General features: G+C 61.8%; 14 protein-coding genes. 10 read left to right on the top strand and 4 right to left on the bottom strand.

Annotated features, from left to right (window positions below; translation table 11 throughout):
- Position 1: 1 nt before the first annotated feature.
- Positions 2-661: a GntR family transcriptional regulator gene (locus EXN22_RS09635; RefSeq protein ID WP_130263837.1), complete on the bottom strand. Its 660-nt coding sequence runs from the start codon at positions 659-661 to the stop codon at positions 2-4.
- 273 nt (positions 662-934) lie between these two features.
- Here EXN22_RS09635 and xdhA point away from each other — a divergent pair, with 273 nt between their 5' ends.
- From xdhA to guaD, 4 genes are all read left to right on the top strand, one after another.
- Positions 935-2389: a xanthine dehydrogenase small subunit gene (gene xdhA / locus EXN22_RS09630; protein ID WP_130263836.1), complete on the top strand. Its 1455-nt coding sequence runs from the start codon at positions 935-937 to the stop codon at positions 2387-2389.
- Positions 2382-4775 carry a xanthine dehydrogenase molybdopterin binding subunit gene (gene xdhB / locus EXN22_RS09625; protein ID WP_130263835.1) on the top strand — a complete coding sequence of 798 codons (2394 nt, stop codon included), beginning with the start codon at positions 2382-2384 and terminating at the stop codon, positions 4773-4775. Before xdhA ends, xdhB begins: the two co-directional genes overlap by 8 nt.
- A 94-nt stretch (positions 4776-4869) precedes the next feature.
- Positions 4870-5715, top strand: a complete 846-nt coding sequence (gene xdhC, locus EXN22_RS09620) for a xanthine dehydrogenase accessory protein XdhC (RefSeq protein ID WP_130263834.1) — start codon at positions 4870-4872, stop codon at positions 5713-5715.
- A 10-nt stretch (positions 5716-5725) separates the two neighbouring features.
- Positions 5726-7030: a guanine deaminase gene (gene guaD / locus EXN22_RS09615; RefSeq protein WP_130263833.1), complete on the top strand. Its 1305-nt coding sequence runs from the start codon at positions 5726-5728 to the stop codon at positions 7028-7030.
- On the opposite strand, the gene aqpZ is transcribed toward guaD, so the two are convergent.
- A complete protein-coding gene (aqpZ, locus tag EXN22_RS09610; protein ID WP_130263832.1) occupies positions 7027-7725 on the bottom strand; it encodes an aquaporin Z in 699 nt (232 codons plus the stop codon). The two genes, guaD and aqpZ, sit on opposite strands and share 4 nt — an antisense overlap.
- A gap of 195 nt (positions 7726-7920) precedes the next feature.
- Complete coding sequence (locus EXN22_RS09605; protein WP_130263831.1) at positions 7921-8688, bottom strand: GntR family transcriptional regulator; 768 nt, start codon at positions 8686-8688, stop codon at positions 7921-7923.
- A 359-nt stretch (positions 8689-9047) separates the two neighbouring features.
- Here EXN22_RS09605 and EXN22_RS09600 point away from each other — a divergent pair, with 359 nt between their 5' ends.
- Complete coding sequence (locus EXN22_RS09600; protein WP_010226038.1) at positions 9048-10397, top strand: NCS2 family permease; 1350 nt, start codon at positions 9048-9050, stop codon at positions 10395-10397.
- A gap of 167 nt (positions 10398-10564) precedes the next feature.
- On the opposite strand, the gene uraH is transcribed toward EXN22_RS09600, so the two are convergent.
- Entirely contained in the window at positions 10565-10918 is a 354-nt protein-coding gene (gene uraH, locus EXN22_RS09595) for a hydroxyisourate hydrolase (RefSeq protein ID WP_130263830.1), read from the bottom strand.
- 399 nt (positions 10919-11317) lie between these two features.
- Here uraH and puuE point away from each other — a divergent pair, with 399 nt between their 5' ends.
- The 5 genes from puuE (at position 11318) to EXN22_RS09570 (ending at position 16143) form a co-directional block, all read left to right on the top strand.
- Positions 11318-12247 (top strand): allantoinase PuuE, encoded by a 930-nt coding sequence (gene puuE, locus EXN22_RS09590; RefSeq protein ID WP_130263829.1) that lies wholly within the window; start codon positions 11318-11320, stop codon positions 12245-12247.
- Entirely contained in the window at positions 12244-12759 is a 516-nt protein-coding gene (gene uraD / locus EXN22_RS09585; protein WP_130263828.1) for a 2-oxo-4-hydroxy-4-carboxy-5-ureidoimidazoline decarboxylase, read from the top strand. Before puuE ends, uraD begins: the two co-directional genes overlap by 4 nt.
- Positions 12760-12789: 30 nt before the next feature.
- Positions 12790-13293: an ureidoglycolate lyase gene (locus EXN22_RS09580; protein ID WP_045200421.1), complete on the top strand. Its 504-nt coding sequence runs from the start codon at positions 12790-12792 to the stop codon at positions 13291-13293.
- A gap of 50 nt (positions 13294-13343) precedes the next feature.
- Entirely contained in the window at positions 13344-14669 is a 1326-nt protein-coding gene (locus EXN22_RS09575) for a urate hydroxylase PuuD (RefSeq protein WP_130263827.1), read from the top strand.
- Between the two features lie 118 nt (positions 14670-14787).
- Positions 14788-16143 carry a nucleobase:cation symporter-2 family protein gene (locus tag EXN22_RS09570; RefSeq protein WP_130263826.1) on the top strand — a complete coding sequence of 452 codons (1356 nt, stop codon included), beginning with the start codon at positions 14788-14790 and terminating at the stop codon, positions 16141-16143.
- Positions 16144-16270 lie beyond the last annotated feature (127 nt).

Genomic DNA, 16270 nt, shown 5'->3' with positions numbered 1-16270 from the left:
CTCAGGCAGTCGCCAACGCCGCCAGCACCAGCTCGCAGCTGCGCTGGCAATACTCGCCCAGCACCGTGCGGATACGCTGCTGGTCACGGGCCACCACGGCTTCGAGCAGGCTGGCAAACAGCACCAGGAAGTCGTTCATGTTGGCCTTGCGCTGGTCCAGTGCCAGGTAGTAGGCACGGCTCATGGCCGGCTGCAGGTTCTCGACGGTCTCCTGCAGGTAGGGATTGTTGGCAAACGGATAGGCCGCGCGCATCACCGAGAAGCTGTCTTCGACGAAGGCGCGGATGTCCTGGCGCTCGAAGGCGGCGGTCAGGCGTTGCTGAATGGCGAGGAACGGCAGAAGATCGCCATCATTGCGCCAGTGCTGCGCCACGGCATTGCCGAGCAAGGTGTACAGCTCGCCCATGAGCGTGCACAGACTGCGCACGTTGTGTTCGTCGAGCTCGGTCACGTGGGCGCCACGACGCGCGAGGATGGTCACCAGGTGGCGGCGTTCGAGGATCAAAAGTGCCTCACGCACCGAACCACGGCTGACATTCAACGCCTGGGTAACCTTCTGCTCCTGGATACGCTCGGCGGGCTTGAGCTCGCCACGGATGATCCGCTCGGCCAGGTAGTGGGCAATTTGCTCGGAGAGGCTGTCCGGCGCCTTGAACGTCATGGTTTTCCTTCAAAATCATTGAACTGTGCACAAGCGCGGAATTGTAGCGCACTTGCCCCCTCGCCGCGCAGTGGCCACGTAGCAGAAGTTGGCACGATTGACGCAAAAGATTCGGATCACCCAGGGCCAACTATGCTCATAACAGAGCACCTGTGAAAGGGCGGAAGCGTTATGAGAAATTTCCTGACCCAGAGGTCAGAAAATTGTTGACCTAAAAATCAAGTCTGCTTACAGTCCGCTCAACAACAATAAGTCGCTTGTGAGGCCTTCTTCGTGATCCAGTTTCTATTTAACCAGGAGCTGCGCAGTGAGCATGCCCTGGACCCCAACCTGACCGTGCTCGAGTACCTTCGTCAACACCTGGGCAAGTCCGGTACCAAAGAAGGCTGCGCCAGCGGCGATTGTGGCGCCTGCACCGTGGTGGTCGGCGAACTGACCGAGGGCGAAGACGGTCGCGAGCACATCCGCTACCGCAGCCTCAACTCGTGCCTGACCTTCGTCTCCTCGCTGCACGGCAAACAATTGATCAGCGTTGAAGGCCTCAAGCATCAGGGCAAGCTGCACAGCGTGCAGCAGGCCATGGCCGATTGCCATGGCTCGCAATGCGGCTTCTGTACCCCAGGCTTTGTCATGTCGCTGTTCGCCCTGCAAAAAAACAGCGCGGCACCCGATCTGCACAAGGCCCAGGAAGCCCTGGCCGGCAACCTCTGCCGCTGCACCGGCTACCGGCCGATCCTGGCCGCCGCCGAGCAGTCCTGCTGCCAGGCCCAGCCTGATCAGTTCGACAACGGCGAAGCCCAGACCATCGCTCGCCTCAAGGCCATCGCCCCCAGCGAAACCGGTGAACTCAACAGCGGCGACAAGCGCTGCCTGGTGCCACTGACCGTGGCCGACCTGGCCGAACTCTACGGCTCGCACCCCGAAGCCCGCCTGCTGGCCGGTGGCACCGACCTGGCGCTGGAAGTCACCCAGTTCCACAAAACCCTGCCGGTGATGATCTATGTTGGTAATGTCGCCGAGCTCAAGCGTATCGAAACACAGGAGCAGTACCTGGAGATTGGCGCAGCCACACCGCTGACCGATTGCTACGACGCCCTGAGCCGCGAATACCCGGATTTTGGCGAGCTGCTGCACCGCTTCGCCTCGCTGCAGATCCGCAACCAGGGCACCTTGGGCGGCAACATCGGCAACGCCTCGCCGATCGGTGACTCGCCGCCCCTGCTGATTGCCCTGGATGCGCAGATCGTGCTGCGCAAAGGTGCCAACACCCGCACCCTGGCGCTTGAAGACTACTTCATCGACTACCGCATCACCGCACGCCAGGAAAGCGAGTTCATCGAGAAGATCATCGTGCCCCGGGCCCGCACCGACTGGGCTTTCCGCGCCTACAAGGTGTCCAAGCGCCTGGACGACGATATCTCGGCGGTGTGCGCGGCGTTCAACCTGCGCATTCACAACGGCGTGGTGGAAGCGGCGCGCATCGCCTTCGGCGGCATGGCTGCGATCCCCAAACGGGCCCGCGCCTGTGAAGTGGCGCTGGTCGGCAAGCCCTGGAACCAGGCCGGCATCGAGCGCGCCTGCCAGGCCCTGGCGCAGGACTTCACCCCGCTCTCGGACTTCCGCGCCAGCAAGGAGTACCGCCTGCTCAGTGCACAAAACCTGCTGCGCAAATACTTCATCGAACTGCAAACGCCGCACATCGAGACTCGGGTGACCGCTTATGTCTAACCATCACGTCGCCAAAAGCCAGGCCGAAATGGCCGAACTGTTCAGCCAGGACCTGACTACCGGGGTCGGCCGCAGTCTCAAGCACGACAGCGCCGACAAGCAGGTGGCTGGCGAGGCCGTGTACATCGACGACCGCCTGGAATACCCGAACCAGCTGCACGTCTATGCCCGCATGTCGGACCGCGCCCATGCGCGCATCCTGAAGATCGACACCAGCCCATGCTATGCCATCGAAGGTGTGCGCATCGTCATCACCCATGAAGACATTCCAGGCCTCAAGGACATCGGCGCGGTCATGCCCGGCGATCCGCTGCTGGCCATCGATGTCGTCGAGTTCGTCGGCCAGCCGGTGCTCGCCGTCGCCGCCTGCGACCTGGACACCGCACGCCGCGCAGCCATGGCCGCCATCGTCGAGTACGAAGACCTGGAGCCAGTGCTGGACGTGGTCCAGGCCCTGCGTAAAAAACACTTCGTGCTCGACACCCACACCCACAAGCGCGGCGACTCGCAATCGGCATTGGCCAGCGCGCCGCACCGCCTGCAGGGCACCCTGCACATCGGTGGCCAGGAGCACTTCTACCTGGAAACCCAGATTTCCTCGGTGATGCCCACCGAAGACGGCGGGATGATCGTCTACTGCTCCACGCAGAACCCCACCGAAGTGCAGAAACTGGTTGCCGAAGTGCTCGACGTCCCCATGCACAAGATCGTCGTCGACATGCGCCGCATGGGCGGCGGTTTTGGCGGCAAGGAAACCCAGGCGGCCAGCCCTGCGTGCCTGTGCGCGGTGATTGCGCGCCTGACCGGCCAGCCGACCAAGATGCGCCTGCCGCGCGTCGAAGACATGTTGATGACCGGCAAGCGCCACCCGTTCTACGTCGAATACGACGTCGGTTTCGACGACAGCGGCCGCCTGCACGGCATCAACCTGGACCTTGCCGGCAACTGCGGCTACTCGCCGGACCTGTCCGCCTCCATCGTCGACCGGGCGATGTTCCACTCCGACAACGCCTATTACCTGGGCGATGCCACGGTCAACGGCTACCGCTGCAAGACCAACACCGCCTCCAACACCGCTTACCGTGGCTTTGGCGGCCCGCAGGGCATGGTCGCCATCGAGGACGTGATGGACCATATCGCCCGTCACCTGGTGCTTGATCCGCTGGATGTGCGCAAGGTCAACTACTATGGCAAGACCGAGCGCAACGTCACCCACTACTACCAGACCGTCGAGCACAACATGCTCGAGGAAATGACCGCCGAGCTTGAAGCCAGCGCCGACTACAAACAGCGTCGCGAATCGATCCGCCGCTTCAACGCCAACAGCCCGATCCTGAAGAAAGGCCTGGCGCTGACGCCGGTCAAGTTCGGCATCTCGTTCACCGCCACCTTCCTCAACCAGGCCGGCGCGCTGGTGCACATCTACACCGACGGCAGTATCCACCTGAACCACGGTGGCACCGAGATGGGCCAGGGCCTGAACACCAAGGTGGCGCAGGTGGTGGCCGAAGTCTTCCAGGTCGATTTCAGCCGTATCCAGATCACCGCTACCAACACCGACAAGGTACCCAACACCTCGCCGACGGCGGCTTCCAGTGGCGCCGACCTGAACGGCAAGGCGGCGCAGAACGCGGCGCAGATCATCAAGCAGCGGCTGGTCGAATTCGCCGCGCGGCACTACAAGGTGACCGAGGAAGACGTCGAGTTCCGCAATGGTCACGTACGTGTACGTGACGAGATCCTGTCTTTCGAGACCCTGATCCAGCAGGCGTACTTCGCCCAGGTGTCGCTGTCGAGCACCGGCTTCTACCGCACGCCGAAGATTTTCTACGACCGCAGCCAGGCCCGCGGCCGGCCGTTCTATTACTACGCCTTTGGTGCAGCGTGCGCCGAGGTGATTGTCGACACCCTGACCGGCGAGTACAAGATGCTGCGCACCGACATCCTCCACGACGTCGGCGCCTCGCTGAACCCGGCCATCGACATCGGCCAGGTCGAGGGCGGCTTCATCCAGGGCATGGGCTGGCTGACTACCGAAGAGCTGGTGTGGAACGCCAAGGGCAAGCTGATGACCAACGGCCCGGCCAGCTACAAAATCCCGGCAGTGGCCGACATGCCGGTGGATTTGCGCGTCAGGCTGGTGGAAAACCGCAAGAACCCGGAAGACACGGTGTTCCATTCCAAGGCTGTGGGCGAGCCGCCGTTCATGCTAGGCATCGCCGCCTGGTGTGCGATCAAGGATGCCGTGGCGAGCCTGGGTGATTACCGCGTGCATCCGCTGATCGATGCGCCGGCGACACCGGAGCGGGTGCTGTGGGGCTGTGAGCAGATGCGTAAGGCGGCGGCGCAGCAGCCTGCCACCCAGATTGAGACAGTCGCTCCGTAGGGCGCCGATCGCGGGTCAAGCCCGCTCCCACATTTGTAGGAGCCGGCTTGACCCGCGATGAGGCCAGAACAGGCACCGTAGAGGTAACTGAATAATGCACACCTGGATCAACGCCCTGTCCGACCTGCAGTCGCGCGGTGAACCCTGCGTACTGGTGACCATCATCGAAGAACGTGGCTCGACCCCGCGCAACGCCGGCTCGAAAATGGTCGTCAGTGCCGAGCAATTGTTCGACACCATCGGCGGCGGCCACCTGGAATACAAAGCCATGCACATCGCCCGGCAGATGCTCACTGAGCGCCGCGAAGACCCGCACCTGGAGCGCTTCAGCCTCGGTGCCAGCCTCGGCCAGTGCTGCGGCGGCGCCACCGTGCTGCTGTTCGAGCCGATGGGCCAGGTGCAAGCGCAAATCGCCGTATTCGGCGCAGGCCATGTCGGCCGTGCTCTGGTACCCTTGCTCGCCGCCCTGCCCTGCAAGGTGCGCTGGATCGATTCGCGCGAGCAGGAATTCCCCGAGAACATTCCTGCCGGGGTCAGCAAGATCGTCAGTGAAGAGCCGGTGGATGAAGTCGATGAACTGCCCGCCGGCAGTTACTGCATTGTCATGACCCACAACCATCAACTGGATCTGGAACTGACCGCGGCAATCCTCAAACGCAATGACTTCACCTGGTTCGGCCTGATCGGTTCGAAGACCAAACGCGTCAAGTTCGAGCACCGCCTGCGTGAACGCGGCTTTGCCGAGGAGCGTCTGCAGCGCATGCGTTGCCCAATGGGCATCGCCGAGGTCAAGGGCAAGCTGCCGATCGAGATCGCTGTGTCGATCGCCGCGGAAATCATTGCCACCTACAACGCAAGCTTTGGCCAGCACAACAACGCTGCCAACGCCGGCCCCATTGCCCAATTGCTGCCGCCGTCACGGCGCAGCCAAGCCATATGACGAGAGCCCTATGAGCGCAACCCGCAAAGCCTACCGTGCCGCCATCTTGCACAGCATCGCCGACCCTGCCGAGGTGGGCATCGAAGCCTCCTACGAGTATTTCGAAGACGGCCTGCTATTGATAGACAATGGCAAGATCAGCGCCCTGGGCCATGCCCATGAGCTGCTGCCGACCCTGGCCGCTGACATCGAGATCGAGCACTACCAGGATGCCCTGATCACCCCCGGCTTCATCGATACGCATATCCACTTCCCGCAAACCGGCATGATCGGCTCCTACGGCGAGCAGTTGCTGGACTGGCTCAACACCTACACCTTCCCTTGCGAGAAGCAATTCGCCGACAAGGACCATGCCGACAAAGTGGCGAAGATCTTCATCGAAGAGCTGCTGCGCAATGGCACCACCACCGCCCTGGTGTTCGGCAGCGTGCACCCTGAGTCGGTCAATGCCTTGTTCGAAGAAGCCGAGCGCCTGGACCTGCGGATGATTGCCGGCAAGGTGATGATGGACCGCAACGCCCCGGGCTACCTGACCGACACCGCCGAATCCGGCTATGTCGAAAGCAAGGCGCTGATCGAGCGCTGGCATGGCAAGGGTCGCCTGCACTACGCGGTGACCCCGCGCTTCGCGCCGACCAGCACCCCTGAGCAACTGACCCTGGCCGGCCAGTTGCTGAGCGAATTCCCCGGCTTGTACCTGCACACCCACCTGAGTGAAAACCTCAAGGAGATCGACTGGGTCAAGGACCTGTTCCCCGAGCGCAAGGGCTACCTGGACGTCTACGACCACTTCAAGCTGCTCGGCCAGCGCTCGGTGTTCGCCCACGGCGTACACCTGTGCGACGAAGAGTGCCAGCGCCTGGCCGAAACCGGTTCGGCCGTGGCCTTCTGCCCGACCTCCAACCTGTTCCTGGGCAGCGGCCTGTTCAACCTGCCCCAGGCAGAAAAGTTCAAGGTCAAGGTCGGCCTGGGCACCGACGTCGGCGCCGGCACCAGCTTCTCTTTGCTCAACACCCTGAATGAAGCCTACAAGGTCATGCAATTGCAGGGCGCACGTCTGAGCCCGTTCAAGTCACTGTACCTGGCGACCCTGGGCGGCGCCCGGGCACTGAGCCTGGAGGAGCGTATCGGCAGCCTGCGCCCGGGCAACGACGCCGACTTCCTGGTGCTCGACTACAAGGCCACGGCTCTGATGGACTACCGCATCCAGCAGTCGAACAGCATCGATGAGACGCTGTTCGTGCTGATGACCCTGGGTGATGACCGCACCGTCAAGCAGACCTTCGCCGCCGGCCGCTGCGTGCACCAGCGCTAAGGCTCGCGGAACAGCCCCTTGTACAAGGCGCCGCCGATCACCGCCCCGATCAGCGGCGCCACCCAGAACAGCCACAGCTGCTGCAGCGCCCAGCCACCGACGAACAGAGCCGGCCCCGTGCTGCGCGCAGGGTTCACCGAGGTGTTGGTGACCGGAATCGAAATGAGGTGGATCAGGGTCAGGGCCAGGCCGATGGCAATCGGTGCAAAGCCCGCCGGAGCGCGGCTGTCGGTGGCGCCCATGATGATCAGGATGAACGTCGCGGTCATCACCACCTCACTGGCAAAGCCTGCCGCCAGCGAATAGCCTGCGGGGGAGTGTTCGGCATAACCGTTGGATGCCAACCCCGACGCTACGTCGAAGCCTTCCTTGCCACTGGCGATGAAGTAGATCAGCGCTGCGGCGATAGTCGCCCCGATCACCTGGGCGATTATGTAGGGCAGCAACTCTTTGGCGGGGAAACGTCCGCCCACCACCAAACCGACAGAAACGGCTGGATTGAGGTGGCAACCGGAGATGTGGCCGATGGCGAATGCCATGGTCAGGACCGTCAGGCCGAAAGCCATGGATACCCCGACCAAGCCGATTCCCGCCGGCAACGAGGCCGCCAGTACCGCACTGCCGCAGCCACCCAACACCAGCCAGAACGTCCCGATCAGTTCAGCACCCATGCGCTTGCTCAGGGGCATCGACATATACCTGTCCTCAAGTAGTTGAAGTTCAACGCATAGCGCGCAAGCCCAACTGCTTGATGAAGGTTTGCGGTGGATCAGGTGAGAATCTAGCAGAGGCTGGATGAACTGCCAGTGGCCTGAAAGCATCGCGGGGCAAGCCCGCTCCTACAACAATGGCAGGAGCGGGCTTGCCCCGCGATGTACTGTAACTGGACCTCAACCCTTGAGCGGCGCAACCCCACCGCGCTTCTTGGTCTGCAGCAGGTGCGAGAACACCGCATGCAGGTCATCCGAAGCGCTGTCTTCGTCGAGGTTGAGCTTGCTGTCGATGTGGTCCATGTGGTGCATCATCAGGCTCACCGCCTGGTTGACGTCACGGGCCTCGATGGCGTCGATCAGCTGCATGTGCTCGTCGTAGGAGCAATGCGAGCGGTTGCCGCTTTCGTACTGGGCAATGATCAGCGAGGTTTGCGACACCAGGCTGCGCTGGAAGCTGATCAAGGGCGCATTGCCCGCAGCCTCGGCCAGTTTCAGGTGGAACTCGCCGGACAGCCGAATGCCGGCGCCGCGATCGCCACGGGAGAAGCTGTCGCGCTCCTCGCGAACCATTTGGCGCAGTTCGTTGAGTTGCTCTGTGGTGGCGTGCTCGACCGCAAGTTCGGTGATCGCGCGTTCGACCATGCGCCGCGAAAAGAACACCTGGCGCGCCTCTTCGACCGTCGGGCTGGCCACTACCGCACCGCGGTTGGGCCGCAGCAGCACCACGCTTTCGTGAGCCAGGCGCGACAGCGCGCGACGGATGATGGTGCGGCTGACACCAAAGATCTCGCCCAGGGCTTCCTCGCTCAACTTGGTACCCGGCGCCAGGCGCTGTTCGAGGATGGCCTCGAAAATGTGCGCGTAGACGATATCGTCCTGGGTTCCGCTACGACCGGCCTTGCCGGCACGCACTGGTTTCTTGAGAGGTTGCAGCTGTTCGTTCATGGGCGCTCGAGCACGGAGATCCACCAGTCGGACCCTGACTGTAATACCAGCCAGTGGGGCGATGGCAAGTCCTGGAAAGAAAATTAAACGTTTAAGGTATTGGCACATTGTACACAGCCGCAGAGATTTCTGCAGGGGGCGATGGCCTTTATAGCTGCACTGGCAAATTATCTGGGCACAACAAAGAAAACATTATTTGCATTCTTTGTATACAAACGCATAATCCACCCGTGCAACTTCCTGACCCAGAGGTCAACAAAAGGTCCGGTGGCCTGCCATCCCATCCGCCTCACAGAGCCCCCCAGTGCGTGCGCAGGACTGGCTCTGGAAAACAAGAAAAGACTTGAGGAGTACACGCTGTGGAAAGCCGCAAATCCGACGCCCCTACGCTGGATCTTGCCCCACCGCTCGAAACGAGCTGGCTGGAGCGGATTTTCAAACTCAAGCTACACGGCACCACCGTCAAAACCGAAATGATCGCCGGGTTGACTACCTTCATCACCATGGCCTACATCATCTTCGTCAACCCTAACATCATGGCCGATGCTGGCATCGATCACGGCGCGGCATTCGTCGCCACCTGCATCGCCGCCGCCCTTGGCTGCCTGCTGATGGGCCTGTACGCCAACTGGCCAGTAGGCCTGGCACCAGGCATGGGGCTCAATGCCTTCTTTACCTACACCGTGGTCGGGACCATGGGCTACACCTGGGAAGCGGCGCTCGGCGCGGTGTTCGTCTCCGGCGTGTTGTTCATGCTGCTGACCTTGTCGCGGGTGCGCGAATGGCTGCTCAACAGCATTCCGGTCAGCCTGCGGCATGCCATGGGCGCCGGCGTCGGATTGTTTCTCGGACTGATCGGCCTTAAAACCGCAGGGATTGTCGTCGACAGCCCGGCAACCCTGATCAAGCTCGGCTCGCTGCACGAGCCTGGCCCACTGCTGGCGGCCATCTGCTTTCTGATGATCGCGGTGCTCAGCTACCACCGGGTGTTCGGTGCGATCCTGATCAGCATCATCAGCGTCACCCTGGCCGGCTGGGGCCTGGGCCTGGTCGAGTACGGCGGTCTGTTCTCGCTGCCACCGAGCCTGGCGCCGACCTGGATGGCCATGGACGTTGCCGGGGTGTTCAACGTCAGCATGATCGCCGTGGTCTTCGCTTTTCTCTTCGTGCATATGTTCGACACTGCCGGCACCCTGATGGGCGTGGCCCAGCGGGCCAACCTGGTGAATGCCGACGGGCGCATCGAAAATCTGTCGCGGGCGCTAAAAGCAGACAGTGCCTCCAGCGTGTTTGGCGCTGTGGTCGGCGTACCGCCGGTGACCAGCTATGTGGAGAGTGCGGCAGGGGTTGCCGCCGGTGGCCGAACCGGGCTCACCGCCGTGGTGGTCGGCCTGTTCTTCATCGCCGCGATGTTCTTCGCACCGCTGGCGGGAATGATTCCTGCCTACGCCACGGCCGGCGCGCTGATCTACGTGGCGATGCTGATGATGGGCAGCATGGCCCACATCGACTGGGATGAAGCCACCGACAGCATTCCGGCAATCGTTACCGCAATCATGATGCCGCTGACCTTCTCGGTTGCCGACGGTATCGCCCTGGGCTTTATCACCTACGTGGTGCTCAAGGCCGGGACCGGGCGCTACAAGGAGATCTCGGCCAGCCTGTGGGTGCTGACGGCGATCTTCATTGCCAAGTTTGTGTTCTTGTAACACGGCATACTGGTACAACAGAGCCTCACCTTCGGGTGGGGCTTTTTGTTGTTTGGGAGGTCCTCATCGCGGGGCTAGCCCGCTGCCACAGATGGCAAAAAACCCAGGCAAAAAAAAGCCCGCAGTGTGAGCGGGCAAGGACCTACGAAGATTCTTCTAGCGACCAACTAGCTTCCGCGATAGGTCGAGTAACTGTACGGCGAGATCAACAGCGGAACGTGGTAATGGTCCTGCTCGGCGCTGATGCCAAAACGCAGCACCACCACGTCCAGGAATGCAGGCTCGGGCAGTTGTACGCCACGGGCACGGTAGTAGTCGCCGGCGCTGAACTGCAACTGGTAGACGCCACTGCGGTAATCATCGCCTTGCAGCAGCGGTGCGTCGCAACGGCCATCGCTGTTGGTCAGGGTGGTGTGCACCAGCTCCAGCTGCTGGCCTTCGACCCGGTACAGCTCAACCTTGATCGAGCTGCCGGGGCAGCCATGAGCGGCATCCAGTACATGCGTGGTCAAACGTCCCATTGCTTGCTCGCCTCTGTTCTATGTGTGGGCAAAAAATTCCCGCAGGCCAGGCTCGGATTGCCCGACAACATGCGGCTGTCGGATTATTAAGACATTTCCAGATAAAATTGTACACAATAATTCGGCATTCTTTCCGGACACCGCGCGCGCCTACCTATAAATAGTCCACCAGTCGCAAAACCCCACCAATGGCGGACGCCCACGTCATTAGCTGACCGATCAGGCAGGTTTCTTGCAGGGCTTTTTGTCACGGCGAGCGTGGGTGAAAAGGCAAAGAAAAGCGAAAAAACAGGCTTACAAATCGCAAACAAAGTTGTATACAATCAACCCATCGTCGTGGCCGATACCCTTACCGGGTGCCCACGCCCTCCGCATTCACGTACAAGAAGGAAGACTGCAGTGAGCGCTGATTACCCTCGCGACCTGATCGGTTACGGCAACACCCCACCCCATCCGCGCTGGCCGGGGAATGCCCGCATTGCTTTGTCTTTCGTGCTCAATTACGAAGAAGGTGGCGAACGCAACATCCTTCACGGCGATAAAGAGTCCGAAGCCTTTCTTTCGGAAATGGTCGCCGCCCAGCCGCTGCAGGGCGAGCGCAACATGAGCATGGAATCGCTGTATGAGTACGGCAGCCGTGCCGGTGTATGGCGCTTGCTCAAGCTGTTCAAGGACACTGGCGTACCCTTGACCGTTTTCGCCGTGGCCATGGCCGCCCAGCGCCACCCGGATGTAATCCGCGCCATGGTCCAGGCCGGCCACGAGATCTGCAGCCACGGCTACCGCTGGATCGATTACCAGCACATGGACGAGGCCCAGGAGCGCGAGCACATGCTCGAAGCCATCCGCATCCTCACCGAACTCACCGGCGAGCGTCCGCTGGGCTGGTACACCGGCCGCACCGGGCCGAACACCCGCCGTCTGGTGATGGAAGAAGGTGGCTTCCTCTACGACAGCGATACCTACGACGACGACCTGCCCTACTGGGAACGCAACAACCCGACCGACAAGCCGCATCTGGTGATCCCCTACACCCTGGACACCAACGACATGCGCTTTACCCAGGTGCAGGGTTTCAACTGCGGCGAGCAGTTTTTCCAGTACCTCAAGGACGCCTTCGATGTGCTCTACGAAGAAGGCAGCGATGCGCCGAAAATGCTTTCGATCGGCTTGCACTGCCGCTTGATCGGCCGCCCGGCGCGCCTGGCTGCGCTCAAGCGCTTCATCGAGTACGCCAAGAGCCATGACCAGGTCTGGTTCGCCCGGCGCGTGGACATCGCCCGCCACTGGCATGCCACCCACCCATTCCAAGCCGAGAAAGCACAATGACTGCATTCAAGACCCTGAAGCCTTCGACCCTGGATCGCGCAGCGTTCGTCGAAGCTTTCGCCGACATCTACGAACACTCGCCATGGGTTGCCGAGAAGGCCTACGACCTGGGCCAGTTGCAGGAGATCGAGCAGATCGAGGCCCTGCACCAGCGTATGAGCGACATCCTGCTCAGCGCCGACCATGCCGCCCAGCTGGCGCTGATCAACGCCCACCCGGACCTCGCCGGCAAGGCCGCGATCCAGGGCGAACTGACCCAATCGAGCACCCACGAACAGGCCGGCGCCGGCATCCACCAGTGCACCGCCGAAGAGTTCACGCGCTTCACCGAACTCAACGATGCTTACAAAGCGAAGTTCAAGTTCCCGTTCATCATGGCGGTCAAAGGCAGCAACCGGCACCAGATCCTGGCCGCCTTTGAAAAACGCATCCACAACTCGGTCGAAGCCGAGTTCAAGGAAGCGCTGGCGCAGATCAACCTGATCGCCCTGTTCCGCCTGCTTCAGCTTTAAGACATCCCTACAGAACAAAGAGAAAACAGCATGCGCACTTTAGTGATTGAGCCCCTGAGCAAAGAAGCCTTCGCCCCTTTTGGTGACGTGATCGAAACCGATGGCAGCGACCACTTCATGATCAACAACGGCTCGACCATGCGCTTCCATCGTCTGGCCACGGTCGAAACCGCGCAACCCGACGACAAGGCGATCATCAGCATCTTCCGCGCCGACGCGCAGGACATGCCCCTGACCGTTCGCATGCTGGAACGCCATCCGCAGGGCAGCCAGGCTTTCATTCCGCTGCTCGGCAACCCCTTTCTGATCGTGGTCGCGCCGGTTGGCGATGCACCTGTATCAGGCCTGGTCCGTGCCTTCATCAGTAATGGAAGGCAGGGCATCAATTACCATCGCGGCGTCTGGCACCACCCGGTGCTGACGATCGAAAAGCGGGATGACTTCCTGGTGGTTGATCGCAGTGGCACTGGCAACAACTGCGATGAGCATTTTTTCAATGAGGATGAGCAGTTGATCCTCGCCCCCCACCAATAAGAGAAGACCTGAGCGCCCGGCTACAGGGTGCCAGGGTAGAGGTAAAGACTGTGGAAGCACATCTGCTGGAATGGCTGAACCTGAGCGTGCGCTGGGTTCACATGATCACTGGCGTGGCCTGGATTGGCGCGTCGTTCTACTTTGTCTGGCTGGAAAACAACCTCAACCGGGCCAACCCGCGCGACGGTCTTTCCGGCGATCTCTGGGCGATTCACGGTGGCGGGATCTACCACCTGGAGAAGTACAAGCTGGCTCCGCCAAAAATGCCGGAGAACCTGCACTGGTTCAAATGGGAAGCCTACTTCACCTGGATGTCGGGTATCGCCCTGCTGTGCCTGGTGTTCTACTGGAATCCGACCCTGTACCTGCTGGCACCGGGCAGCTCCCTGAGCGGTGGTGAAGGCATTGCCATCGGTGTCGGTTCGCTGATCGCCGGCTGGTTCATCTACGACTTCCTCTGTGACTCGCCACTGGGCAAGCGCCCCGGCCTGCTCGGCCTGGTCCTGTTCGTGCTGGTGATTGCCGCCTGCTACGGCTTCAGCCAGGTGTTCAGCGGCCGTGGTGCGTACCTGCACACCGGCGCGATCATCGGCACCATCATGGTCGGTAACGTGTTCCGTATCATCATGCCGGCCCAACGTCAGCTGGTCGCCGCCATCGAAGCCAACCAGACGCCAGACCCCTTGCTGCCGGCCAAAGGTTTGCTGCGCTCGCGGCACAACAACTACTTCACCTTGCCGGTGCTGTTCATCATGATCAGCAACCACTTCCCGAGCACCTACGGCAGCCAGTACAACTGGTTGATCCTGGGCGGTATCGCGGTGGCGGCGGTGTTGGTGCGTCACTACTTCAACACCCGTCATGACAGCAACAAGTACGCCTGGACCCTGCCGGTCGGTGCCTTGTCGATGATCTGCCTGGCGTACGTCACCGGCCCTGCGCCGATGCCGCGTGCCCCAGAACAAGCCGCTGCCAAGATCGAGTACCAACCGTTGCCGGAAACCGCCCTGGGTGGCAAGACCGCTGCCCAGAAAGCCGCCGAACAGGCGGCAGCCCCTGCCCAACCTGCCGCCCCCGCTGCAGCTCCGACCGAGGCCACGGCCAAGCTCGACGATGCCGGTTTCGACAAGATCCACAGCGTCATCCAGGAGCGTTGCGCGGTGTGCCATTCGGCCAAGCCGACCAGCCCGCTGTTCAGCGCCGCCCCGGCCGGCGTGATGCTCGACACCCCGCAGCAGATCCAGCAACAGGCTGCGCGCATCCAGGCGCAAGCCGTGGCCACGCAGATCATGCCCCTGGGCAACATCACCCAGATGACCCAGCAGGAACGTGAACTGATCGGCGCCTGGGTCGCCAAAGGAGCGCCAACCCACTGAGTAACAGCTACAAGCGGCAAGCTACAAGCTGCAAGCCAAGCGCGCTGCCCTGCTTCTACCTGAAGCTTGGCGCTTGAAGCTTGCAGCTCCAAGAATAAAAACAAAACCGAGGTGTTGCATGTCCGAGTCACGCAAGGCGTACATCCCTGTTGCGCCCCCACGACAGCCACTGCCCCTGTTCCAACTGTTCCTGGTGGGTCTGCAGCATGTATTGCTGATGTACGGAGGCGCGATTGCCGTGCCGCTGATCATCGGTCAAGCCGCCGGACTTTCTCGTGAAGAAGTCGCTTTCCTGATCAATGCCGACCTGCTGGTCGCAGGTGTCGCCACCATCGTCCAGTCGTTGGGCATTGGCGCAGTCGGCATCCGCATGCCGGTGATGATGGGCGCAAGCTTTGCCGCCGTCGGCAGCATGGTGGCCATGGCCGGCATGCCTGGCGTCGGCCTGCAGGGGATTTTCGGCGCGACCATCGCCGCCGGTTTCTTCGGCATGATCATTGCGCCGTTCATGTCCAAGGTCGTGCGTTTCTTCCCGCCGCTGGTGACCGGTACGGTCATCACCTCGATTGGCTTGTCGCTGTTTCCGGTTGCGGTCAACTGGGCAGGCGGCGGCGCCGATGCCGCCCCCTTCGGCTCCCCTGTCTACCTGGCCGTCGCCGGCCTGGTGCTGGCCACCATCTTGTTGATCAACCGCTTCATGCGCGGCTTCTGGGTCAATGTCTCGGTGCTGATCGGCATGGGCCTGGGCTACATCATTGCCGGCTCCATCGGCATGGTCGACCTCTCGGGCCTGAGTGAAGCGCCCTGGGTGCAGGTCGTGACTCCCCTGCATTTCGGCATGCCGACCTTCAGCCTGGCGCCGATCCTGTCGATGTGCCTGGTGGTGGTGATCATCTTCGTCGAGTCCACTGGCATGTTCCTCGCCCTGGGCAAGGTCACCGAACGCGAAGTGACCCCCGGCATGCTGCGGCGCGGCCTGCTGTGCGACGCCGGCGCCTCGTTCGTGGCCGGCTTTTTCAATACCTTCACCCACTCCTCGTTCGCCCAGAACATCGGCCTGGTACAGATGACCGGCGTGCGCTGCCGCTACGTCACGGTGGTTGCCGGTGGTTTCCTGATCCTGCTCAGCCTGTTGCCCAAAGCGGCGTTCCTGATTGCCTCGATTCCGCCTGCGGTACTGGGTGGCGCATCGATCGCCATGTTCGGCATGGTCGCCGCCACTGGCATCAAGATCCTTCAGGAAGCCGACATCGCCGACCGCCGCAACCAGTTGCTGGTGGCCGTCAGTGTCGGCATGGGCCTGATCCCGGTGGTACGTCCGGAGTTCTTCGCGCAGATGCCCCAGTGGATGGAACCGATCACCCACAGTGGCATTGCCATGGCCACCGTCAGCGCGTTGATCCTCAACCTGCTGTTCAACATCCTCGGTGGCGCCGAACGCGCCACCCACAACGATACCGCCCACCAGCACTGAGCCTTTGGGCGGCGCTTGCCGCCCGGCGTCACCCGAGCACTACGCAAGACCGTCGACCCGTGGGAGCGGGTCGGCCGGGGCGTTTCGCGCCAAAAAACCGAAAACCAACAATAACAAAGCCGGGAAT

Source organism: Pseudomonas tructae, from assembly GCF_004214895.1.
GTDB lineage: Bacteria > Pseudomonadota > Gammaproteobacteria > Pseudomonadales > Pseudomonadaceae > Aquipseudomonas > Aquipseudomonas tructae.
Note: the sequence above shows the minus strand (reverse complement) of the source record. Positions and strands in the feature narration are given on the sequence as shown.